The 23,679-nt window shown below is 56.9% G+C and carries 19 protein-coding genes, 3 tRNA genes and 1 pseudogene; 10 read left to right on the top strand and 13 right to left on the bottom strand.

The features are described from left to right. Position 1 precedes the first annotated feature (1 nt). The 3 genes from amiB to nnr are packed head-to-tail and all read right to left on the bottom strand — an operon-like array spanning position 2 to position 3,347. Positions 2-1,354 (bottom strand): N-acetylmuramoyl-L-alanine amidase AmiB, encoded by a 1,353-nt coding sequence (gene amiB / locus FEM41_RS07860; RefSeq protein ID WP_138095455.1) that lies wholly within the window; start codon positions 1,352-1,354, stop codon positions 2-4. 12 nt (positions 1,355-1,366) lie between these two features. Continuing rightward, the gene (gene tsaE / locus FEM41_RS07855; RefSeq protein WP_138095454.1) at positions 1,367-1,825 is read right to left on the bottom strand and encodes a tRNA (adenosine(37)-N6)-threonylcarbamoyltransferase complex ATPase subunit type 1 TsaE; all 459 of its coding nucleotides are present in this window, start codon (positions 1,823-1,825) and stop codon (positions 1,367-1,369) included. 7 nt (positions 1,826-1,832) lie between these two features. After that, positions 1,833-3,347, bottom strand: a complete 1,515-nt coding sequence (gene nnr, locus FEM41_RS07850) for a bifunctional ADP-dependent NAD(P)H-hydrate dehydratase/NAD(P)H-hydrate epimerase (protein WP_138095453.1) — start codon at positions 3,345-3,347, stop codon at positions 1,833-1,835. On the opposite strand from nnr, the gene queG reads away from it, so the two are divergent. Then, positions 3,346-4,488 carry a tRNA epoxyqueuosine(34) reductase QueG gene (queG, locus tag FEM41_RS07845; protein WP_138095452.1) on the top strand — a complete coding sequence of 381 codons (1,143 nt, stop codon included), beginning with the start codon at positions 3,346-3,348 and terminating at the stop codon, positions 4,486-4,488. The genes nnr and queG overlap by 2 nt on opposite strands. Before the next feature lie 265 nt (positions 4,489-4,753). Here the strand turns inward: queG and FEM41_RS07840 are convergent. After that, positions 4,754-4,829 (bottom strand) — tRNA-Gly (locus tag FEM41_RS07840). Positions 4,830-5,590: 761 nt separating this feature from the next. On the opposite strand from FEM41_RS07840, the gene FEM41_RS07835 reads away from it, so the two are divergent. After that, entirely contained in the window at positions 5,591-6,292 is a 702-nt protein-coding gene (locus tag FEM41_RS07835) for a DUF3053 domain-containing protein (RefSeq protein ID WP_138095451.1), read from the top strand. Between the two features lie 167 nt (positions 6,293-6,459). Here FEM41_RS07835 and FEM41_RS07830 read toward each other — a convergent pair. From FEM41_RS07830 to orn, 3 genes are all read right to left on the bottom strand, one after another. Continuing rightward, a tRNA-Gly gene (locus FEM41_RS07830) sits at positions 6,460-6,535 on the bottom strand. 33 nt (positions 6,536-6,568) lie between these two features. Continuing rightward, positions 6,569-6,644, bottom strand: a tRNA-Gly gene (locus tag FEM41_RS07825). Between the two features lie 162 nt (positions 6,645-6,806). Further along, positions 6,807-7,352 (bottom strand): oligoribonuclease, encoded by a 546-nt coding sequence (gene orn, locus FEM41_RS07820; protein ID WP_138095450.1) that lies wholly within the window; start codon positions 7,350-7,352, stop codon positions 6,807-6,809. 112 nt (positions 7,353-7,464) lie between these two features. On the opposite strand from orn, the gene rsgA reads away from it, so the two are divergent. The 3 genes and pseudogenes from rsgA to mscM all read left to right on the top strand — a co-directional run bounded on the left by rsgA (position 7,465) and on the right by mscM (position 13,194). After that, positions 7,465-8,514, top strand: a complete 1,050-nt coding sequence (gene rsgA / locus FEM41_RS07815) for a small ribosomal subunit biogenesis GTPase RsgA (protein ID WP_138095449.1) — start codon at positions 7,465-7,467, stop codon at positions 8,512-8,514. A gap of 104 nt (positions 8,515-8,618) precedes the next feature. Continuing rightward, positions 8,619-9,521, top strand: a pseudogene (gene asd / locus FEM41_RS07810) (archaetidylserine decarboxylase); the annotation flags it as partial. A gap of 346 nt (positions 9,522-9,867) precedes the next feature. Continuing rightward, positions 9,868-13,194: a miniconductance mechanosensitive channel MscM gene (gene mscM, locus FEM41_RS07805; protein WP_138095447.1), complete on the top strand. Its 3,327-nt coding sequence runs from the start codon at positions 9,868-9,870 to the stop codon at positions 13,192-13,194. A 16-nt stretch (positions 13,195-13,210) separates the two neighbouring features. Here mscM and FEM41_RS07800 read toward each other — a convergent pair whose 3' ends face one another. From FEM41_RS07800 to epmA, 3 genes are all read right to left on the bottom strand, one after another. Beyond that, the gene (locus FEM41_RS07800; protein WP_138095446.1) at positions 13,211-14,929 is read right to left on the bottom strand and encodes an arylsulfatase; all 1,719 of its coding nucleotides are present in this window, start codon (positions 14,927-14,929) and stop codon (positions 13,211-13,213) included. Positions 14,930-14,971: 42 nt separating this feature from the next. Beyond that, entirely contained in the window at positions 14,972-16,138 is a 1,167-nt protein-coding gene (locus tag FEM41_RS07795; protein WP_138095445.1) for an anaerobic sulfatase maturase, read from the bottom strand. A gap of 401 nt (positions 16,139-16,539) precedes the next feature. Further along, positions 16,540-17,517, bottom strand: a complete 978-nt coding sequence (gene epmA / locus FEM41_RS07790) for an elongation factor P--(R)-beta-lysine ligase (protein ID WP_138095444.1) — start codon at positions 17,515-17,517, stop codon at positions 16,540-16,542. Between the two features lie 317 nt (positions 17,518-17,834). Between epmA and frdA the strand changes: the two genes are divergently transcribed. The 4 genes from frdA to frdD are packed head-to-tail and all read left to right on the top strand — an operon-like array spanning position 17,835 to position 21,128. After that, positions 17,835-19,625, top strand: coding sequence for a fumarate reductase (quinol) flavoprotein subunit (frdA, locus tag FEM41_RS07785; RefSeq protein WP_138095443.1), 1,791 nt, complete (start codon positions 17,835-17,837; stop codon positions 19,623-19,625). Next, positions 19,618-20,352, top strand: a complete 735-nt coding sequence (locus FEM41_RS07780) for a succinate dehydrogenase/fumarate reductase iron-sulfur subunit (protein ID WP_138095442.1) — start codon at positions 19,618-19,620, stop codon at positions 20,350-20,352. The genes frdA and FEM41_RS07780 overlap by 8 nt, the downstream gene beginning before the upstream one ends. Before the next feature lie 10 nt (positions 20,353-20,362). Beyond that, complete coding sequence (frdC, locus tag FEM41_RS07775; RefSeq protein ID WP_138095441.1) at positions 20,363-20,758, top strand: fumarate reductase subunit FrdC; 396 nt, start codon at positions 20,363-20,365, stop codon at positions 20,756-20,758. Between the two features lie 10 nt (positions 20,759-20,768). Next, complete coding sequence (gene frdD, locus FEM41_RS07770) at positions 20,769-21,128, top strand: fumarate reductase subunit FrdD (protein ID WP_138095440.1); 360 nt, start codon at positions 20,769-20,771, stop codon at positions 21,126-21,128. A gap of 326 nt (positions 21,129-21,454) precedes the next feature. Here frdD and FEM41_RS07765 read toward each other — a convergent pair whose 3' ends face one another. The 3 genes from FEM41_RS07765 to efp form a co-directional block, all read right to left on the bottom strand. Next, positions 21,455-21,601: an entericidin A/B family lipoprotein gene (locus FEM41_RS07765; protein ID WP_138095439.1), complete on the bottom strand. Its 147-nt coding sequence runs from the start codon at positions 21,599-21,601 to the stop codon at positions 21,455-21,457. A 98-nt stretch (positions 21,602-21,699) separates the two neighbouring features. Beyond that, positions 21,700-21,831, bottom strand: coding sequence for an entericidin A/B family lipoprotein (locus FEM41_RS07760; protein ID WP_421805418.1), 132 nt, complete (start codon positions 21,829-21,831; stop codon positions 21,700-21,702). A gap of 65 nt (positions 21,832-21,896) precedes the next feature. Beyond that, on the bottom strand, positions 21,897-22,463 hold the full coding sequence (gene efp / locus FEM41_RS07755) for an elongation factor P (protein ID WP_138095437.1): 567 nt from the start codon (positions 22,461-22,463) through the stop codon (positions 21,897-21,899). Between the two features lie 42 nt (positions 22,464-22,505). Here efp and epmB point away from each other — a divergent pair, with 42 nt between their 5' ends. Then, positions 22,506-23,528, top strand: a complete 1,023-nt coding sequence (epmB, locus tag FEM41_RS07750) for an EF-P beta-lysylation protein EpmB (protein ID WP_138095436.1) — start codon at positions 22,506-22,508, stop codon at positions 23,526-23,528. The last annotated feature ends 151 nt before the right edge of the window (positions 23,529-23,679 follow it).

Genomic DNA, 23,679 nt, shown 5'->3' with positions numbered 1-23,679 from the left:
CTTAGTTAGTCGCGGTGGTACGTTCTCCCGCCCCTTCCGCATTGGCCAGCTGCGGCTGGGCCGGGTCCGGTGCGTTTTGCAACGGATGCGCCTGGAAGTAATCGCGCAGCCCCTGATAGATGGCGTTAGCGATCTGCTGCTGGTAGCTGTGGCTTCCTAACAAACGCTCTTCGCTGCTGTTGCTGATAAAACCGGTTTCAACCAGCAACGAAGGGATATCCGGCGCCCTTAGCACGCCCAGACTGGCATGCTGGGGGCGAAGCTTATGGATCTGCCCCACGCCATCCAGTCGTGACAGAACGCTGCGCGCCACATCATAGCCAACGCGCTGCGAATGGCCGAACTGCAAGTCGAGCACCGCCTGGCTGAGATAAGGATCCGCCTGGCTGTTTGCCAGTACATCGCCCGCACCGCCCAGCAGCTCGGACTGTTTCTCGTGCTGCTCCAGCCAGCTAGCCATTTCGCTGTTAGCGCGGCGGTTAGAGAGCACCCATATCGAAGCGCCCCTGGCCTGGCGATTTGGCGCGGCATCGGCGTGAATGGAAACCAGCAGATTAGCGTTATGGCGACGCGCCACATCGGAACGCCCCATCACCGAAATAAAGTAGTCACCGTCGCGGGTCAGAACCCCTTTAAACTGCGGATCGCTGTTCAGCAGGCTTTTCAGCTTACGGGCGATAGCAATAGTGACGTTTTTCTCCCGGGTGCCGCTCTGACCGATGGCTCCCGGATCCTGACCGCCGTGACCGGCATCGATGGCGATAATAATCGGCCCGCTGGTCGCACCGGTGTTGCGCGCCTTCGCCGGGCGGAGCGGTCGGTTATCACTCACGACGGCCGTAGCGCTGTTGCTATCTGCCCGGAAGGGATTTTTCGCAGGCTGAGTAGGTGCCTGCGGCGCTACCGGCGTGGGCGCTGGTGCCGGGGCAGGCTGGCGCTGGGCCACAACCGGGGCCGGAGCAGGCTTCGGCTTATCCGCGTCAATGGTAAAGACCAGGGTATAGCTGGCACCGCTGTTATGCTTTTCAACCCGCGGCTTGCCATCGCGGGTGAGATCCACCAGCAGACGCAGCATCTGGCTGTTTTCCGGTGTACCGGATCGAATACGCTGCACCAGGTTCTGCCCGCTAAAATTGAGCGGTAACCCCTGAATAATGCCGGTCTGGCGGATATCCAGCACCAGCGTGCGGCTCCCCTGGCGGGACCAGGTATACTCGGGGTCCCCCATGAAGCTAAAGGTAATACGAGCCTGGTCATCCTTGTTGGAGACCTGAATATCAGACAGACTCGCCGCCTGAAGCGGTGCGCACAGCACCACCAGTGCAGCTAACAGCCAACCTTTAACGCGCCACATAGTTAATCCCTGTTAAGCCAGACGAGCCAACAGCGCCTCTCCCGCGGGTGATACGGCACGGATTTCCGCTTCCCGCCCCTGCGCCTGGTAGCTCAGATAAATTTCTAAATCCGGTTCAGGCAGCACGCCTGCTCCCTGCTGCGGCCACTCCACCAGGCAGATAGCGTCCCGGGTGAAATAGTCGCGAATCCCCATGAACTCCAGCTCTTCAGGATCCGCAAGACGATACAAATCAAAGTGATAAATTCGCTTATCCCCCAGCTCATAAGGTTCAACCAGGGTATAGGTCGGGCTTTTCACGTTGCCCTGATGGCCCAGCCCCTGAAGGAAACCACGGCTGAAAGTCGTTTTCCCGGCGCCCAAATCGCCATACAGCCAGAGGGTGGTCATTCCCTGAGTGGCCAGGGCAATACGTTGCCCCAGCGCCAGCGTGGCGGGTTCGTCGGGTAAAGGCGTTACAAGGTTCGTCATGATTCAGTTACTTCACATCCGGGTTAACAAAACGATAAAGCACAGTAAACAGATCGCTGGCCAGCATACCGCGCTGGCCATAGCGGAGGGCCAGTTCATCGGCCGCCGCACCGTGCGCGACGCAACCGGCACACAGCGCCTGCCAGAACGGGAGCTTTTGAGCCAGCAGGGCGGCGATAATGCCGGTCAGGACATCTCCCATACCGCCGCTTGCCATGCCGGGATTCCCGGCATCGATAATGCCAGCCAGCCCCTGTTCATCCGCCACCACACTACCGGCCCCCTTCAGCACTACGCCGCCGCCATACCTTTTTACCAGAGCTTGCGCGGCAAGTAAGCGATCGCTTTCAACTTGTGTCACGCTACTGTTGAGCAGGCGCGCGGCTTCGCCGGGGTGCGGTGTTATAATGCGATTCTGACGTTTATCGGGATTGATTGCCAGCAGGTTAAGCGCATCCGCGTCCCAGACCATCGGTCCCCGGAAGTTTTCCACCTTTTGCAGCGCCTGTTTCCCCCAGTTACCCTGCCCCAGCCCCGGGCCTATCGCCACCACATCGGCCCACTCCAGGCTCTGACTCAGGCTTTCCTGTGTCAGTTCATGCACCATGAGCTCCGGACGGGCGCTAAGCAGCGGCGCGATATTCTCTTTGTGAGTAAGCACTCGCACAAGGCCCGCGCCAGCCCGCAGCGCGGCCTCGCCGGTCATACGAATGGCACCGGCAGTCCCCCGATCGCCGCCAATCACCACCAGGCGCCCGTTATCCCCCTTATGGGCGGTTGCGCGGCGCGGCTTCAGCCACTGGGCCAGTTGGGAGGCATCGTAGCGCATGATGGGCGCGCGCCGGGCGTTAAGCCAGGGTTCCAGTCCCAGCGCATGGTGGTGAATCTGGCCGGTGAAATCGCGGCCGCGACCGGTAAGCAGGCCGGGCTTCAGGGCAATAAAGGTGACGGTATGGTCGGCAGAAACGACAGCCCCTGGGGCCGCGCCGGTTTGCGCACTCAGGCCCGAAGGCACATCCAGCGCCACCACCGGTGCCGGATGCTGGTTGATATGGTCAATCAGCCGGGCCACCGGTGCCCGGGGCGCGGCATTCAGCCCGGTTCCCAGCAGACCATCAATAATCAGATCGACGCCCTGCGGCCAGGGCGCTCCGGCGCTATGAATGGTTCCACCGGCATCGAGCCAGGCGGCCCGGGCACTCTCTGCCTCTTCCGGCAGCGGCTTGTCGCTCTCCAGGGCCAGCAACGTTACGCTAATACCCGCGCCCTGAGCCAGACGCGCCACCACATAGCCATCGCCGCCATTATTGCCATGACCGCAAAGCACCAGCCAGTGGCTGCTGTCAGAATAGTGAGTACTCGCAATACGAAATGCGGCCTCGCCGGCGCGCTGCATTAATTCGTACAGCGTCAGCCCCAGCGCATCTGCCGCCTCTTTTTCCGCTCCGCGCAGCCAGTCTGCAGGCCAGACCTCATGTGGTATGATACTGACGTCGTTGTTCTTCAGGTTATGGTCCATCATGTCACAGCCCCTCGATCTCAATCAGTTAGCGCAAGATATCAAACAGTGGGGCAAAGCGCTCGGCTTCCAGCATGTCGGTATTACCGACACCGATCTTTCCGCCAGTGAACCGGCGCTCCAGGCGTGGCTGGATAAGCAGTACCACGGCGAGATGGAATGGATGGCCCGCCATGGCATGATGCGCGCACGCCCCCACGAACTGCTGCCCGGCACCCTGCGGGTTATCAGCGTCCGTATGAACTATCTGCCTGCCAAAGCAGGTTTCGCCAGCACGCTGAAGAATCCCAGCCTGGGCTACGTCAGCCGTTACGCGCTGGGACGCGATTATCATAAATTATTGCGCAACCGACTTAAAAAGCTGGGCGAGACAATTCGCGGCCACTGCACCTCCCTGAATTTTAGACCCTTTGTTGACTCAGCGCCGCTGCTGGAGCGACCGCTGGCCGAAAAAGCCGGGCTTGGCTGGACAGGTAAGCACTCACTTATCCTCAGCCGCGATGCCGGCTCCTTCTTCTTTCTGGGTGAACTACTGATCGATCTTCCCTTGCCCATCGATCGGCCGGTAAAGGAAGAGTGCGGGCGCTGCGTGGCCTGTATCACTACCTGCCCCACCGGCGCCATCGTGGAGCCATACGTGGTGGATGCCCGTCGCTGTATCTCTTACCTGACCATCGAACTGGAAGGCGCTATCCCTGAAGAGTTTCGTCCGCTCATGGGCAACCGCATTTATGGCTGCGATGACTGCCAGTTAATCTGCCCCTGGAACCGTTTTTCGCACCTGACTGACGAAGCGGACTTTAGCCCCCGCCAGGCGCTGCACGCCCCACAGCTCGTTGAACTCTTCGCCTGGAGCGAAGAGAAGTTCCTGAAGGTAACCGAAGGTTCCGCTATTCGACGCATTGGTCATCTGCGCTGGCTGCGCAATATCGCCGTGGCGTTAGGAAATGCGCCCTGGGATCCGGACTGTCTGGCGGCGTTGCAGCAACGCCAGGGGGAACATCCGCTACTGGATGAGCATATCGACTGGGCCATTGCCCGCCAGCTTGAGAAACGCAGCGCCGATGCGGTAGAAGTACGGTCCGCCAAACAGCAGCAGCGCCTGGTCAGAGCCATTGAAAAAGGGCTGCCGCGCGACGCCTGATCCCCTTCCCTGAACTGTGCATAAAAAATAAAACCCGTTGCCATTCAATGAAGAAAAAATGGTCAAGTGATCTGGTTAACAGTTCGAAATGAAAAAAATGCGTTAAAAAAGAAGTGATTACAGAAATTATGTAAAAGAAATTCTCCAGCGCTGAAAACAAGCCGGATAAGAGGGGTTGTGGATAACTCTGTTCACAAAAGTGTGAAACACGGAAAACAGGAGCTCTTTTCAGGAGCGCCTGAACAAACAAAAGTGCTGTAAAGTCTGGAGCGGGAAACGAGACTCGAACTCGCGACCCCAACCTTGGCAAGGTTGTGCTCTACCAACTGAGCTATTCCCGCATATGCTTTTGAGTACAACTCAAAACACATTGAATCTGAACTGGCTGCAGTCTCATGACTGCGATTTGCGATGGCGGAAGATTCTAAAAATCTAACTTACTGATTATTAACATCTTTCCTGGCCTTACCCTCAAGGCGTGGACGCAATTTTGGCGCCGTTTGGGTTCAGAGTCAAGCCTTGTGTTTAAAAAAATCATCACCGCTTTCCGATAAGGCCTGAAAGCGCGATTCTCCCCGAATGACGGGGTCCGCAGCCTGATAGTCACGCTGGCCCGCGCCCACAAAACGCAGAAACAGAACCCGCCAGTCGCGCAGAAAAAAGCGTAGACGAAAATCTGAAAATTGCTGAATAAAAAGAATGATGAAAACCGAAAACGCATTCAGAAAGATAGCATACAGGTTATATCCCCCGTGACGAGCACTACCCGTAAGTGGATAACGACCACTAACAGTCCAAAGCCATAGAGCTCACCTTAAAAAACGCCTTAATATGACACAAGTCCGGTGAAGGAAAAGTAAGCAGGCAGAATTTAAAACGAAGTTATCAGGATGCATACAAGTAAAACGTTCATATTGCCAACTGATACGGACCGTTTTCCCTTTCCTTATACAAATTTCTGAATGAAACGGGATAACGCCACTACACTGTTAATTATAATTTAATATCAAGCTGTTAACATGTAACAAAAAAGAGGTTTGTTCTACCGTAAACGCTAAGTTTGCTACGGACTTACTCGTCTATTTCTGGAGACCGACAAAATATGAAATTTTCGTTTCGCCCACACTGGCTGCTCCTGTGCGTGCTGTCATTCCTTCTCATCGCCTGCGGTAATGATGAACCTGAACAACGCGCCGCGTTCACCCAGTTCCTGCAAACCCGTATCATTGACAAACCAGGTCTCCACATCCCCAAATTAACCCCGGAAGAGTCGAAATCATTTGGTGAATATGCAGACCATTACGCGGTCATCACTGACTTCAACAGCGCGTTAGATTCCAGCATGAAATCTATTGATACACTGCTTCAGAAGGGAGCGATACGCTCACTGAACGATCTGATATCACGCCGCGACGACATCCAGGCTGCACAACAAAACATCAGTGAAATGAGCGAACAGGTTAAACAAATACAGGCTAAAGCCGATAGCGCCCATCAACAGCTCAAACAACCGGAAGATTTAAAAGCGGTCTACGACAAAGCCTATGACAGGACCGTCAGCATTCCCGCCAACACCCTGATTGAGATACTGCCGCAAATCACCAACGCGCTGAACAGCAGCCTGAAAGTCGCTGATTACATCAGCGCCCACAAAGCCCAAATCGAAATCAGCGGCTCAATGGCGAGAGTTCAGGATCCGAAAGTACAGGCAGAGCTAAACGAACATCTGCAGGATCTGAATAGCCATGGCAAAACGATGATGCAGGCTTATGCGCGGATACAGACCTTAATAACCGGTCGCTAATCCTCTTGCACAGAGTCACCGCCGGATACCGCATACAGAATAAATGGCGGTGACAGACTGTCTGCAGATCCTGTCAGGGGTAATCATGATGATAAAAAAACGGGATGCTGGAACAGCATAGTCTGGTACGAGATGAGTTTGGAAGAACGAGGGACGATAAGAAAATCTGGAGCGGGAAACGAGACTCGAACTCGCGACCCCAACCTTGGCAAGGTTGTGCTCTACCAACTGAGCTATTCCCGCATTTAGAGATGTGCTGCCCAAAGGGCTAAAATTTGGAGCGGGAAACGAGACTCGAACTCGCGACCCCAACCTTGGCAAGGTTGTGCTCTACCAACTGAGCTATTCCCGCTCTGCGTAGCTACGCATTTCTGCGTCGTTACGGGAGGCGCATTATACGAGAAATCCGCAACGTCGCAAGCCCTGGAACAAAAAATTTCTCGTTTTTTGTTTGAGTGCCGCTTTCTTCGACGATTTGGCGATTTTCGCGGCACATTTCCAGGATTCTGGCGATTTATAGCTGAATAAAGTGCTCACGATAGTACGCCAGCTCAGCCACGGATTCACGGATATCATCCAGCGCCTGATGGGTATTCTGCTTTTTAAAGCCTGCCAGAATCTCAGGCTTCCAGCGCCGCGCCAGCTCTTTCAGGGTGCTGACATCCAGATAGCGGTAGTGGAAGTACGCTTCCAGTTCCGGCATGTACTTAAACAGAAAGCGACGGTCCTGGCCCACGCTATTGCCACAAATCGGCGATGTGCCCTGGGGCACCCACTCTTTCAGGAATTCAATAGTGGCCTGTTCGGCGGCACGATCGTCATAGCGGCTCGCCTTAACCCGCTCCACCAGTCCACTGCCGGTATGGGTACGCACGTTCCACTCGTCCATCAGCGCCAGCTGCGCATCGGACTGATGGACCGCAATCACCGGCCCTTCGGCAAGAATATTCAAATTAGCATCGGTCACCAGCGTGGCAATCTCAATGATGCGATCCTGCTCCGGATCAAGCCCCGTCATCTCCAGGTCAATCCAGATCAGATTGTTTTCATTTCCACTCATGCTCTTTTCCACCTGTTTCACGATAGCCCCACCCCATGGGATGGGTTATTTCGTATAAAATAGCGTGTATCATAGAGGTTTTGTTCATCTGGAGCGACCAGGAGCCCGACGATTGAGTAAAAACAAGCTCTCCAAAGGCCAGCAGCGCCGCGTAAAAGCAAACCATCAGCGCCGCCTTAAAAAAACGGAAAGCGTCGATTATGACGACAGCCTGTTTGGCGAATCGGGCGAAGGCCGGGTCATTAGCCGTTTTGGTATGCACGCCGACGTAGAAGCCAGTGACGGTACGGTACACCGCTGTAATATACGTCGAACGATCCGCTCGCTGGTTACCGGAGATCGCGTAGTCTGGCGTCCCGGCAAAGAAGAAGGGCTCGGCACCAGCGTTAATGGTATTGTCGAGGCCGTACACGATCGCACTTCAGTGCTGACCCGCCCGGATTTTTACGACGGCGTAAAGCCCATTGCAGCGAATATCGATCAGATTGTCATCGTCTCGGCTATTCTTCCTGAGCTGTCGCTGAATATTATCGACCGCTATCTGGTGGCCTGCGAAACGCTGAACGTTGAACCGCTGATCGTGCTCAACAAAACCGACCTGCTGGACGATGAAGGAATGGCCTTCGTTGAAGAGCAGATGACGATTTACCGTGATATTGGCTATCAGGTGCTGATGGTCTCCGGCCTGCGTGAAGAGGGTCTGCAAGAACTGGAAGCCGCGCTGACCGGGCGCGTCAGCATTTTCGCCGGGCAGTCCGGCGTGGGGAAATCCAGCCTGCTTAATGCACTGTTGGGCCTGAAAGAGCAGATCCTGACCAATGACGTTTCCGACGTATCAGGGCTAGGACAGCATACGACGACCGCCGCCCGGTTGTATCATTTCCCCCATGGCGGCGATGTGATCGACTCCCCGGGGGTACGTGAATTTGGCCTCTGGCATCTGGAGTCGGAACAAATTACCCACGGTTTTGTCGAATTTCATGCATATTTAGGCAGTTGCAAATATCGCGACTGTAAACACGATACCGACCCTGGCTGTGCGATTCGTGCCGCCGTGGAGCGGGGAGAGATTGCGGAAACCCGCTTCGAGAATTACCACCGAATCCTGGAAAGCATGGCGCAAGTCAAAACCCGCAAAAGCTTTTCCTCAACCGGTGACTGACTTTTAAACCGGGCGCCGCTACAATTCGCCCCCTTTTCTGCACTGCCCGTCCTTCGTCCAGGAGGGCGGGGAAGGACTGACAAATCAGAGGCCTGGAGGCTACTTTGCTGAACGACATCAAGCTTTCGCTTCAATATATTCTGCCCAAACAGTGGCTTACGCGTCTGGCTGGCTGGGGCGCAAGTAAACGCGCTGGCTGGCTAACCAAACTGGTCATCGATCTGTTCGTTAAATATTACAAAGTGGATATGAAAGAGGCGCTGAAGCCGGATACCGCCAGCTACCGCACCTTTAATGACTTCTTCGTCCGCCCGCTTCGGGAAGAGGTACGTCCGCTCGATACCGACCCGGGCGTGCTGGTGATGCCCGCCGATGGCGCTATCAGCCAGTTGGGCGCCATTGAACAGAACAAGCTGCTACAGGCTAAAGGCCACCACTACACGCTGGATGCCCTGCTGGCAGGTAACACCCAGATGGCGGACCTGTTCCGCGACGGCAGCTTTGTAACAACCTACCTGTCACCGCGTGACTACCATCGCGTGCATATGCCCTGTAACGGCATTCTGCGGGAGATGATCTACGTACCGGGCGATCTGTTCTCGGTAAACCATCTGACCGCGCAAAACGTCCCTAATCTGTTCGCCCGTAACGAACGCGTAATCTGCCTGTTCGATACCGAATTCGGTCCGATGGCTCAGATTCTGGTGGGTGCAACCATCGTCGGCAGTATTGAAACCGTCTGGGCTGGCACCATCACGCCGCCGCGCGAGGGGATTATTAAGCGCTGGAGCTGGCCGGAAGGCGAAAGCGAAGGCAGCGTGGCGTTGCTGAAGGGTCAGGAAATGGGCCGCTTTAAGCTGGGCTCAACGGTCATTAACCTGTTTGCCCCGGGCAAGGTCGAACTACTGGGCTCGTTGCGCAGCCTGTCCGCCACGCGTATCGGCCAGCCTCTGGCGCTGTCGGCTGAAGCGGCTAAAGCCGCTGCCGACGCGAAGGCCGCCGAAGAGGCCAAAGCCGCTGCTGACGCTAAGGCTGCCGAAGAGGCCAAAGCCGCTGCCGACGCTAAGGCTGCCGAAGAGGCCAAAGCCGCTGCCGACGCTAAGGCTGCCGAAGAGGCCAAAGCCGCTGCCGACGCTAAGGCCGCCGAAGAGGCTAAAGCCGCTGCCGACGCTAAGGCCGCTGAAGAAGCCAAAGCTGCCGCTGAGGCAAAGGCCACCGAAGAGAACAACCCCACCGCGGGCCGCTCTTCGGCACCGGCACAGGCACCGGCCAGCGCTCAAGATGAGCAGCCGAACGCCTCCGCCAGCGATAAAACCGAACGTTAAGGTTCATCAGGGATAAAGGTAAAGCGACGTGCGCCTGTCGATGATCTTTCTGCTGGCCTTTGGCCTGAGCATGGGGGCGCACGCCGCCACCGCTGTTCCTGACGAAAAGCAGGTTGCCCAGGAGTTGGAGCAGGCCAAAGCGGCCAAAAACCAGCCAGGGCAGACGGAAACCGTCGATGCGCTCCAGTCGGCGTTAAATTCGCTGGAGGAGCGTAAAGAGTCCCTTGAGCGCACCCGCCAGTATCAGCAGGTTATCGACAACCTCCCCACGCTGACCCGAACCCTGCGCCAGCAACTCACCAACCTGACCGATGAAACGCCCGTTATCAGCGAGAACATCTCCACCGATGCGCTGAATCAGGAGATTCTCCAGGTCAGCAGCCAGTTGCTGGAAAAGAGCCGCCAGGCCAGGCTCGAACAGGAGCGCAATCGCGAAATCGCCGATTCTCTGGGTCAGCTCCCTCACCAGCAGACCGAGACCCGCCGTCAACTCAGTGAACTGGAGCGACGGCTGAATAATCAAACCACGGCCACCACGGCGCTGGGCCAGGCGCAACAGCTGGCCAGTCAGGCAGATGCCGCACGCCTTAAAGCCCGGGTGGATGAACTGGAGTTGGCCCAGCTTTCCGCCAGTAATCGCCAGGAGCTGGCACGGCTGCGCGCCGAACTGGCTCAGAAACAGGCGGGCCAGCTGGATTCCCGACTCCAGGCGCTGCGTAATCACCTGAATGCCCAGCGCCAGCGCGAAGCGGAAAAAGCGCTGGAAAGCACCGAACTGCTGGCGGAAAACAGCGATAACCTGCCGCCGGATATCGTGGCGCAGTTCCGCATTAACCGCGAACTCTCCCAGGCCCTGAATCAGCAGGCACAGCGTATGGATCTGGTCGCCTCCCAGCAGCGCCAGGCAGCGCACCAGACTCTACAGGTGCGTCAGGCGCTGGATACGCTGCGCGAGCAGTCCCAGTGGCTCGGCGCCTCTAACGTGCTAGGTGAAGCGCTGCGCGCCCAGGTGGCGCGGCTGCCGGAGATGCCCAAACCCCAGCAGATGGATACCGAAATGGCGCAGCAGCGGGTACAGCGGTTGCGCTACGAAGACAGGCTCAATAAACAGGGCCAACTGCGTCAGATTCAACAGGCGGATGGCAAGCCGCTCACCGCCGAACAGCAACGTATTCTGAATGCCCAGTTAAAAACCCAGCGCGAACTGCTGAGCTCTCTGCTCCAGGGCAGCGACAGCCTGATTCTGGATCTCACCAGGCTCAAGGTCGCCAATAGCCAGCTGGAAGAAGCGCTGAAGGAGATGAACGAAGCCACCCATCGCTATCTGTTCTGGACCGCCGATGTCAGCCCGATGGGGCTCTCCTGGCCTATCAGCGTGGTGCAGGATCTGCGGCGCCTGATCTCTCTGGATACCCTGAGTCAACTGGGCAAAGCCAGCGCCATGATGCTAACCAGCCGCGCTACCCTGCCGCCGTTGTTCTTCGCGCTGGTACTGGTCGCCTTCAGCATCGGCTCCCGCCGCCACTTTACCGCGTTTCTGGAACGATCCAGCGCCCGGGTAGGCAAAGTCACCCAGGATCACTTCTGGCTGACCATGCGCACGGTGTTCTGGTCGATTCTGGTCGCCTCGCCGCTACCGGTACTGTGGGCCACGCTCGGCTATGGACTGCGCGAAGCCTGGCCTTATCCGCTGGCGGTCGCCATCGGTGAAGGGGTGACCGCCACCGTTCCCCTGCTCTGGGTGGTGATGATCTGCGCCACCTTCGCACGTCCCAACGGGCTGTTCGTGGTGCATTTCGGCTGGCCGCGGCTCCAGGTAGGGCGCGCCATGCGTTACTACCTGATGAGCGTCGGCTTTATCGTGCCGCTGATTATGGCGCTGATCATGTTCGATAAGCTCAACGACCGCGAATTTTCCGCCTCTCTGGGGCGTCTGTGCTTCCTGCTGATCTGCGGCGCGCTGGCGATTGTCACCCTGAGCCTGAAACATGCCGGTCTGCCGCTCTATCTGGATAAAGAAGGCAGCGGCAACAATCTGGTCAACCGCGTGCTGTGGGGCATGCTCATCTGCGCCCCGCTGCTGGCGATGATGGCGGCCAGCATCGGTTATCTGGCCACGGCTAAGGCGCTGCTGGCGCGCCTGGAAACCTCGGTGGCTATCTGGTTCTTCCTGCTGGTGATCTACCACATTATCCGGCGCTGGATGCTGATTCAGCGTCGGCGTCTGGCCTTTGACCGCGCCAAACAGCGCCGCGCCGAGATGCTGGCCCAGCGCGCCCGGGGCGAGGAGGAAGCCACTCACCCGCACAGCACCGAAGGCAACCAGGAGATTGAAGAGCCGGTGGTGGATCTGGATACCATCAGCGCCCAGTCGCTGCGGCTGGTACGCTCCGTGCTGATGCTGATTGCGCTGGTGTCGGTGATCCTGCTGTGGTCCGAGATCCACTCCGCCTTCGGTTTCCTGGAGAATATCTCGCTATGGGACGTAACCACCACGATACAGGGGGTCGAGAGCGTCGAGCCCATCACCCTTGGCGCGGTGCTGATCGCCATTCTGATTCTGATTATCACCGCCCAGCTGGTGCGTAATCTTCCGGCACTGCTGGAGCTGGCACTGTTGCAGCATCTGAGCCTGACGCCGGGCACAGGCTACGCCATCACCACGATCACCAAATATCTTCTGGTGTTGATCGGCGGCCTGGTGGGCTTCTCGATGATCGGCATTGAGTGGTCGAAGCTCCAGTGGCTGGTGGCCGCGCTCGGTGTCGGTCTTGGCTTCGGTTTGCAGCAGATCTTCGCCAACCTGGTCTCAGGTCTGATCATCCTGTTTGAGAAGCCGATCCGCATTGGCGATACCGTAACGATCCGCGAGCTGACCGGCAGCATCACCAGGATCAATATCCGCGCCACCACCATCAGCGACTGGGATCGCAAAGAGATCATCGTCCCTAACCAGGCGTTTATTACCGAACAGTTCGTTAACTGGTCGCTCTCTGACGCCATCACCCGTGTGGTGCTGACGATCCCGGCCCCCACGGAGGCCAATAGCGAAGAGGTCACCGAACTGCTGACCACCGCCGCAAACCGCTGTTCGCTGGTGCTGGAGAACCCGCCGCCGGAGGTTTATCTGGTCGATTTGCAGCAGGGTTTACAGATTTTCGAACTGCGTATCTATGCCGCCGAAATGGGCCACCGTATGCCGCTGCGCCACGAAATTCATCAGTTGATCCTTCAGGGCTTCCGCGAACACGGTATCGATCTTCCTTTCCCGCCGTTCCAGACGCGTCTGGAAACCCTGGGCGGCGGTCAGCGAACCATCTCCTCAGCCGGACGACGCAGCGCAGGGAGCCTGTAAGGCTCCCTGATTTACCCTACTTCGCCGGAATATCGCTCACCACCGGATCCATGGTTTTGGGATCGAGCGTTATCCAGTGGCCGGTTTTCCGATCCACGCCGGCATACTCGATCGCTTCTCCACGGGCTTTGATCACCATGGTGTCATCAGCAAACTTACGCCAGGCTTCGCTCAGCTTGCGGACTTCATCAGGATGGCTGGCGGCAACATCATGGGTTTCCAGCGGATCCTGGCGCAGGTTGAACAGCCCCCATGGGGCATCCCCAGCCTCCGGTCCGCGCTTCACCAGGCGCCTTAGCTTCCAGTCGCCGTCTATCCAGGCCACCTGATTATGGAGCTCCACGCCAATCTGCCTGCGTGGCCCCTGCTCCGCTTTCCCTGTCAGATAAGATTTAAAACTGACGCCGACCATCGGCAGCGTAGCCTTATCCTTAATCTGACGCCGGGGATCGATACCCGTCAGGTCATAAAGCGTGGGCGCAACATCATAAACCGCCATCGGGGTATGGCTGACGCTCCCCTGCCTGGCGATCTGCGGTGCGGCGATAATAAAATCGGTATTGATACCGCCCTGACCGCTGCTGGTCTTATGGAAGCGGGCATAAGGCGCATTACTGACGTTCGCCCAGTGTGGGCCATAAGAGACAAAAGAGCCTCTGCGCCCGATATTGTCATAGCTGTTGTCGAACTGCTTCCAGTATTCCGGTTTAGAGCCGTAGTGGAAGCCGGGCGCCGCATTAGCGCCGTTATCGGTCAGGAACACCACAATGGTGTTTTTGTCGCGCCCGGTTTGCTTTAACGTCTCCATCACCTTACCAATCTGGGCATCCATATTGGCGATCATCGCCGCATAAACCTGCATCACCTTCGCGGTATAGCGCTGCTGTTCTTTGGTCAGGCTGTCCCATTCTTTGTCGAGCTCAAGATCCGGTAGCGGCGTCTGGTCGTTAATTATGCCAAGCTGTTTCAGGCGGGCGAGACGCTGACGGTATACCGGCGCATAGCCCTCTTCATACTGGCCCTTAAACTTCGCGATCCACTCATCCGGCGCCTGTAGGGGGTCGTGGGGCGCAGTAAAGGCCAGATAACCGAAGAAAGGCTGGTCGCGCGGCGTCTCTTTAATCCAGCGGCTCATCTGCCGCGCATAGGATTCACTCGAATAGAAGTCCGACGCCAGCGCGATACGCTTGCCATCCAGGGTATACCAGGTATGGAACTCTTCACCAGTGCCTAGCGGCATAGCGTCGCTATAGTGGCTGGCGCCACCGCCCATTAGTGCAAAAGCGTGGTCGAAGCCGCGATCGGTCGGCATAGTGCCCGGCAGGTGTCCAAGATGCCACTTACCCGTCATCAACGTGGCGTAACCGGCATCCTGAAAACGTTCCGCCATAGTGGTCACCCGTGGGGTCAGGTGTAGCTCATAGCCATCTTTCCCCATGGTATTTTGGTACCACCACATTCCCCCCATACCCGCCTGCTGATTGGTGTTTCCGGTCATCAGCATCGAGCGGGCCGGGGCCGACATCGGCGAGGTGTAGTACTGACTCATCCGCAGCCCCTGTTCGGCCAGGTGCTGCAGATTAGGGGTAGGGATCTCTCCGCCGAAGGGGCTGATATCGGAATACCCCATATCATCGGCGACAATCAACAACACGTTAGGGCGTGCCGGAGCGGCTCCCTGGGCGCTGCCAACCATCAGGCCGCCAAGCGCCAGTGCGACTGCTGTCTTTCTCACTGATTTCTCCCATGTCACTGTCAGGATGGAACTGACCGGCGCTTACAGCGTGGCCCGCCAGGCATTGAACCCCGCCATATCACGCGGCCAGCGCCGCAGCGGAGTGACTAACTCGTTGAAGAAACGGAAATACCCGGCACAGAGCGCGTTCTGACCGCGAGCGTCAAGATGAGCGGGACATCCTCCCTGGCACAGGATACGCACGCTGCATCGCTGACACTCCGGCCGCGAGCTCTTACGACGCCCGAAAGGCAGCCGGGTGGAGGCCTCCACCATGTCGGCCAGGGGGGTATCGCCGTTCAGGCTCCCCAGGCGGTGCTTATCATCAATCAGGTGGTCGCAGGCGTAGATCTGCCCATCCTGTTCCAGTACCAGGTTGGTGCCGCAGCGCGCCGAATGGACGCATACCGGACTGACGCCGGTGAAATACTGCGCCAGGGCGTGTTCGATATTCATCACGAAAACCCGGCCGATATCACGCCGCTTCTTCCAGCGCCGCAGAATGGTCACCATAAAGCGTCCCCACCCCTCGGCACTTAGCTGGTAACCCTGGTCTACGGCATCGCCTTCCGCCATCAGCGGCTGAAACTGAAGCAAACGCGCGCCCAGTCCCACCAGGTGGTCGTAGATCTCTCTTGCCCGCTCCACCACGCCGTTATGCACCACCACCAGCACATTGAACTCCACACCATGCTGTTGCAGCAGGCGCACACCGCGCAGCGCATCCTGATAGCTGCCGTTGCCACGCTTATCGGGGCGATGGCTATTCTGTAACGTTGCGTCGCCATCCAGACTGACGCCAATAATGAAGCCATACTGGCGAAACAGCTGGCACCAGGCTTCCGTCACCAGGGTAGCGTTGGTTTGCAGGCTGTTGCTGACCGTAACGCCCGGCGGGGTATGCCGCTGCTGTAACGCCAGCGCCCGCTTGTAAAAACCAATTCCGGCCATCAACGGCTCTCCCCCCTGCCAGACGAAGTTAATCTCCTTTACGCCCGGAGGCTGAGCCGCAATATATTGACGAATAAAGGTTTCCAGCACCTCATCATCTATTTTTCCCGGCGGCGTATCGCGCTGCGGATAGTAGCAATAGCGACAGGCCAGATTACAGGAGGGACCAACGGGCTTAATCAGCAGATGAAAAGGAACGGCGGCGCGCGGCACCGTCCGAACAGGAATCTGGTGCTGACGCAGGGTCGAAATATTCATAGCGAGCGTCCCTTTTATTTATGGCGGCACCACAGATTATCCGGCGCAAAAGCGTCAGTTCTCCGTTAACCAGCAAAGGAATAAAATATGGTTCTCAGAAAATACTAAGAAAAGAAAGTACCGTGAACCCTAAAACAAATAAAGCCGATACAGAATATGATTCAATAATTGTGACCTGCACAACGTTCATTAGGCTAAAAATAGCCATTAAAATATAACCCTATGTCAGCAAAGGACTATTTTTAACAGGGATAATCGAAGAATAACGTATAAGCTAGCGACAAAAATGTATAACGCATTTTCATATAAAATAATGCATTTAGTTCCGGAAATAAAATAGCGCCGCAGTTTCATATATTAAACCATGGCGCCATTAATAATGGTAATAATAGTATCGCGAATCAGGCGCGATCGACCGTAAAGGCAATCACCTCGCTCAGACTTTCTGCCCCCAGCGCCAGCATAATCAGACGATCGACCCCCAGCGCTACGCCGGAACAGTCGGGCATCCCCGCCTCCAGGGCCGCCAGCAGGTTGTTATCTATCGGCTGCTGCGGTAGACCCATTGCGGCGCGCTTGCGATTATCCTGCAGAAAGCGCTGATGCTGCTCCTTCGCATCGGTCAACTCGTGGAAGCCATTCGCCAGCTCCACGCCTTTAAAATAAACCTCAAAGCGCTCCGCCACCCGGTGATCTTCAGAGCTGATCTGGGCCAGCGCCGCCTGGCTGGCGGGGAAATGGTAAATAAAGGTCGGTCGCTCTTTGCCGATATTCGGTTCCACCCCGGTGACAAACAGTAGCTGCAGCAGGGTATCGCGATCCTCTTCTGTATCGGCCACATTGCTCACATCGAGCCGCGCCGCCACTTCACGCAGTTGTGTCTTATCCGCCGACAGCGGATCCACTTCCAGATAGCGCTGAAACGCCTGCTGGTAGGAGATCGTTTCGGCGGCTTCGCATTCCAGAATCTGTTGCAGCAGGTCGTCGACTTCGTTCATCAACCGGTACATGTCATAACAGGGGCGGTACCACTCCAGCATGGTGAATTCCGGGTTGTGATAGCGACCCATCTCTTCATTACGGAAGCTACGGCAGATCTGATAAACCGGCCCACAGCCTGCCGCCAGCAGGCGCTTCATATGGTATTCCGGGCTGGTCATCAGCCAGAGGGGCGTCCCCGCAGAATGGCCGGGGCCAATAAGACGGGTTTCAAACGGGAACAGATGGACATCTGTCACCGTGGCCTGACTCATGCAGGGCGTCTCCACCTCCACAACGCCGCGATCGGTAAAAAAGCGTCGGATGTCTGACACCAGTTTCGCGCGTTTCAACAGATTAGGAATCGGGGCGCCAGGCTGCCAGGTGGCCGTCTCGCTCATGGGAACGTCTCCAAAAATAAACCAGCCCGGAAGTCTACTCGCATCTCATGGGCGAAACAAACTTTGGCCAGCTGTTTTCGCGCTTTTTACCCCGGGGGGGTTTTTGGGATCTGCATCATCAAATCCAGTGATAAATCACCCGCGATAACCGCAAAAAAATCGAACACATCAAATTTCCTTATTAACACCCCGGTTATACTACGCTACCCACAAAGGGGCAGGTGAATATGCTGCGACTCATGGCTCCCCGCCACAGTGTGGTCTATACCTTTGGTCAGCAATAGCCTTACGAACGATAAAAATTACGGAGGAATGTCGTGCAAACTTTTCAAGCCGATATCGCCATTATTGGCGCTGGCGGAGCGGGATTGCGAACTGCCATTGCGGCAGCTCAAGCGAACCCCGACGCCAAAATTGCGCTGATATCTAAAGTCTATCCCATGCGTAGCCACACCGTGGCAGCCGAAGGCGGTTCCGCCGCGGTGGCTCAGGATCACGACAGTTTTGAATATCACTTTCACGATACCGTCGCCGGTGGTGACTGGCTGTGCGAACAGGATGTTGTCGATTACTTCGTTCATCACTGCCCCACCGAGATGACCCAGCTCGAACAGTGGGGATGCCCCTGGAGCCGTCGCCCGGATGGTTCCGTCAACGTCCGCCGCTTTGGCGGCATGAAGATTGAGCGCACCTGGTTTGCCGCCGATAAAACCGGCTTCCATATGCTGCACACCCTGTTCCAGACCTCACTTCAGTTCCCCCAGATTCAGCGCTTTGACGAACATTTCGTTCTCGACATCCTGGTGGATGACGGCCACGCACGCGGTCTGGTGGCCATGAATATGATGGAAGGTAGCCTGGTGCAGATCCGCGCCAACGCGGTGGTAATGGCGACCGGCGGCGCCGGGCGCGTCTATCGATACAACACCAACGGCGGTATCGTCACCGGCGACGGGATGGGCATGGCGTTGAGCCACGGCGTGGCGCTGCGCGATATGGAGTTCGTGCAGTATCACCCCACCGGTCTGCCCGGCTCCGGCATCCTGATGACCGAAGGCTGTCGCGGCGAAGGGGGCATCCTGGTCAACAAGGATGGCTATCGCTACCTCCAGGACTACGGTATGGGCCCGGAAACGCCGCTGGGCGAGCCAAAGAACAAATATATGGAGCTGGGCCCGCGCGACAAAGTCTCCCAGGCCTTCTGGCACGAGTGGCGCAAAGGCAACACCATCGCTACGCCGCGCGGCGATGTGGTCTGGCTGGATCTACGTCACCTGGGCGAAAAGAAACTGCTGGAACGCCTGCCGTTTATCTGCGAGCTGGCCAAAGCCTACGTCGGTGTGGATCCGGTCAAAGAGCCGATTCCGGTTCGCCCCACCGCGCACTACACCATGGGCGGTATCGAAACCAACAGCCACTGCGAAACCCAAATCCAGGGGCTGTTTGCCGTGGGCGAATGTTCCTCCGTTGGTCTGCACGGCGCTAACCGTCTCGGCTCCAACTCGCTGGCTGAACTGGTGGTGTTTGGCCGTATGGCGGGTGAACAGGCCATTGAGCGCGCTCGTCAGGCCACGCCCGCCAACGACGCCGCGCTGGAGGCTCAGGTCGCCGATGTCGAACGTCGGCTGAAGGATCTGGTGAACCAGCAGGGTGGAGAAAACTGGTCGAAGATCCGTGACGAAATGGGGCTGAGCATGGAAGAAGGCTGCGGCATCTATCGCACCCCGGAGCTGATGCAGAAAACCATCGACAAGCTGGCTGAACTGCAGGAGCGTTTTAAGCGCGTCACCATTACCGATAATTCCAGCGTCTTTAATACCGACCTGCTCTACACCATCGAACTGGGACACGGGCTAAACGTCGCCGAATGTATGGCGCATTCCGCCATGGCACGTAAAGAGTCACGCGGCGCCCACCAGCGCCTGGATGAAGGCTGTACCGAGCGCGACGACGTCAACTTCCTGAAGCACACCCTCGCCTTCCGCGAGGCGGATGGCACCACCCGTCTGGCGTACAGCGATGTGAAAATCACCACGCTCCCGCCCGCGAAGCGCGTCTACGGTGCCGAAGCGGAAGCCGCCGAGAAGAAGGAGACGACCAATGGCTGAGATGAAGCAGATGAAAATCGAGGTGGTGCGCTATAACCCGGAAACGGATGACACACCGCACAGCGCCTGGTATGAAATTCCCTGGGATGAGCAAACCTCCCTGCTGGACGCTCTGGGCTATATCAAAGACAACCTTGCGCCGGACCTGAGCTACCGCTGGTCCTGCCGTATGGCTATCTGCGGCTCCTGCGGCATGATGGTCAACGGCGTGCCAAAACTCGCCTGTAAGACCTTCATGCGTGAATATACCGGCGGCATGAAGGTAGAAGCGCTGGCGAACTTCCCCATCGAGCGCGATCTGGTGGTGGATATGACTCACTTTATCGAAAGCCTGGAGGCGATTAAGCCTTACATTATCGGCAACGCGCGCACGCCGGATCAGGGCCCCAATCGCCAGACTCCGGCGCAAATGGCGAAGTATCACCAGTTTTCCGGCTGTATTAACTGCGGCCTGTGCTATGCCGCCTGCCCGCAGTTTGGTCTGAACCCTGAGTTTATCGGCCCGGCGGCGATTACCCTCGCCCACCGCTATAACCTGGACAGCCGAGATAACGGGCGGAAGGAGCGTATGCCCCAGCTCAACGGCCAGAACGGCGTCTGGAGCTGCACCTTTGTGGGCTTTTGCTCCGAAGTCTGCCCCAAACACGTCGACCCGGCTGCGGCCATTCAGCAGGGCAAGGTGGAAAGTTCGAAAGACTTCCTTATCGCTACCCTGAAACCACGCTAAGGAGTGCAGCATGACCACGAAACGTAAACCTTATGTACGGCCCATGCCGTCCAACTGGTGGAAAAAGCTGGGCTTTTACCGCTTCTATATGCTGCGTGAGGGCACCTCGGTACCCGCCGTCTGGTTCAGTATTGTACTACTGATTGGTCTGTTTTCGCTAAAAGGCGGTCCGGAATCCTGGGAAAGCTTTGTTGGCTTTCTGCGTAATCCGGTCGTTGTGATCCTGAACCTGATCGCTCTGGCCGCCGCGGCTTTGCATACCAAAACCTGGTTCGGGCTGGCGCCTAAAGCTGCCAATATCATTGTGAAGGATGAAAAAATGGGGCCAGAGCCGGTAATTAAGGGACTCTGGGTGGTAACCGCCGTCGTCAGCGTGGTGATTCTGCTGGTCGCTCTATTCTGGTAAGGAGAAAACCGTGATCAATCCTAATCCTAAACGTTCCGACGAGCCGGTCTTCTGGGGCCTGTTTGGCGCTGGCGGCATGTGGAGCGCCATTGTGGCGCCGGTCATCATTCTGCTGGTGGGCATTCTGCTGCCGCTGGGGCTGTTCCCCGGCGATGCGCTGGGCTTTGAGCGGGTTCTGGCCTTTTCCCAGAGTTGGATCGGCCGTATTTTTATCTTCCTGATGATTGTACTGCCGCTGTGGTGCGGCCTGCACCGTATTCACCACGGCATGCACGATCTGAAAATTCACGTGCCTTCCGGTAAGTGGGTATTCTACGGTCTGGCAACAATTCTCACCATTGTGACGCTGATTGGCGTTATCTCGATCTAAAATATTAAGGGCCAGCAGCTCTGCTGGCCCATCTTCATATTACGCTATCGTTCACCCGGTTTTCGCAATCACGAACTCAACTTCAGACCAACAGCCCGGATAATTTCGAGTAAACCGGCAATAAAAAGAATAATCCAGGACATAACGGACTCCCATCAGGATCCGGGGCCGTCCCCTTTCAATTCAGACGCGCCTGCGGATCGTCCCACAGGGCTATTGGATAGAGTCGAACCTATAGTGTCACACCGGGGGAGGTTTTCAAGCTCGTTTATTGCACAGGATGCGATACGGCAGCATAACCGTATCGCACGCTTATCCGCCGCCGATCAGTTCTGCGCCCGATCTGCCGCATTACTGATAGCAGAACCCCCTCGCTGCACATCCTCGCCAATGCCCCGGGTAGTATTACAACCGGCCAGCAGCGAAGAGAGCACCACCAGAGAAAAGAGTGCCGCAACAACTTTTTTGACCATAATAAGGTTCCTTCTATTGCCAGTATCGTGGGTGTACCGCTACTAACAGAATAGCCAAAAATCCGCTGCTGGAGCGGTATAAAAAAGTGTGGGGAAAATCAGTTTGTTGCGCGTTGAATGGCGCCACCCAGATGCTGGACGTCCTCGCCAAAGCCGCGGAACGTATTGCAGCCGCTCAGCAGGGCGCTGGCGACAAGAAGAGGGAGCAGAAATCGAGTCAGACGGTTCATCATCCATGCCTTTTGCAAGCGGCGGCGTGATGTGCACACCACGCCGCAACGAATCTGCGTAATAATTACTTCACGCGAGAAACGTACTCACCGGTGCGGGTGTCAACTTTGACCACTTCGCCAATCTGTACGAACAGCGGTACTTTTACCACAGCGCCGGTGCTAAGGGTAGCCGGTTTACCGCCGGTACCTGCGGTGTCGCCCTTCAGGCCGGGATCGGTATCCACGATTTCCAGCTCAACGAAGTTCGGCGGGGTGACGGAGATCGGCTGACCGTTCCACAGCGTCACAATACATTCAGCCTGGTCCAGCAGCCATTTCGCGTTATCGCCCACGGCTTTGGCATCGGCAGCCAGCTGCTCGAAGGTGTCATTGTTCATGAAGTGCCAGAACTCACCGTCGTTGTAGAGGTAAGTCAGGGTCATATCCATGACATCTGCACCTTCTGCGGAGTCAGTGGATTTAAAGGTTTTCTCAACGCGGGTGCCGGTCAGCAGGCGGCGCAGCTTCACGCGAGCAAAGGCCTGGCCCTTACCCGGTTTAACGAACTCACTGGACTCAACCGCGTACGGCTCTCCGTCCAACATGATTTTAAGACCGCCGCGAAAATCGTTGCTATAGTACGTTGCCATAAAGGCCCTCTGAAATATGTTAACTGGTAGCTAGCCAAAAAAATGGCACACATTGTAACCCCAAACACCCCCTCCCGAGAAGATTGGTTATTACAACTTGCCGATGTAATCACCGATCCGGAGGAACTTCTGCATCTTTTAAATGTAGACCCGGATGAGGTCCTGCGGGCAGGATATGACGCCCGGCGTCTGTTCGCCCTGCGCGTTCCGCGCGCGTTTGCCGCCCGCATGGAGAAAGGCAATCCGCACGATCCGCTGCTGCGCCAGGTCCTGACCGCCCGCGAAGAGTTTATCGAAGCCCCGGGCTTTAGCACCGATCCGCTGGAAGAGCAGCACAGCGTGGTACCGGGGCTACTGCATAAATATCGCAATCGCGCCCTGCTGATGGTGAAGGGGGGCTGCGCCGTCAACTGCCGCTACTGCTTCCGCCGTCATTTTCCCTATGCTGAAAATCCGGGGAATAAACGCAGTTGGCAGGCGGCTGTCGATTATATCGCCCAACGCCCGGAACTGGATGAGATTATCTTTTCCGGCGGCGATCCGCTGATGGCGCGCGACGCGGAGCTGGCCTGGCTTATCGAACGGCTGGCGGCGATCCCGCATCTTAAGCGACTGCGTATCCACAGCCGCCTGCCGATTGTAATTCCGGCGCGCATTACCGACATGCTGACTGAACTGCTGGGCGGCACTCGCCTGCAGGTCCTGCTGGTCAACCATATCAATCACGCCAGAGAGATCGATGACGATTTTCGCGTCGCGATGGCACGCCTGAAGCGAGTCGGCGTCACGCTACTGAACCAGAGCGTTCTGCTACGCGGCGTCAACGACAGCGCGCCAGCCCTGGCAGAGCTGAGCAATGCGCTGTTCGACGCCGGTGTGATGCCTTACTACCTTCATGTACTCGACAGGGTTCAGGGCGCAGCCCACTTTATGGTGGATGACGAAACTGCACGACGCATTGTACGTGAACTCCTGACCCTGGTTTCCGGTTATCTGGTTCCCCGACTCACCCGGGAGATCGGCGGAGAACCCAGTAAAACCCCGCTCGATCTGCACCTTCCCTGACACCTTTCCCGGCCAGCGGCCGGGATATTTCCCCCTCCAATTTGATACCAACAAAATTTTAACTTTTGATGCGATATTTTAGACAATTGTCGCTAATTTGATCTGCATCTGTAAAAATGCATTAACAAAAAGTTATACAAATAGAGCATAT

The sequence above is a fragment of the Jejubacter calystegiae genome (assembly GCF_005671395.1).
GTDB classification, from domain to species: Bacteria; Pseudomonadota; Gammaproteobacteria; order Enterobacterales; family Enterobacteriaceae; genus Jejubacter; species Jejubacter calystegiae.
This window is presented reverse-complemented; position numbering and strand designations above follow the sequence as displayed.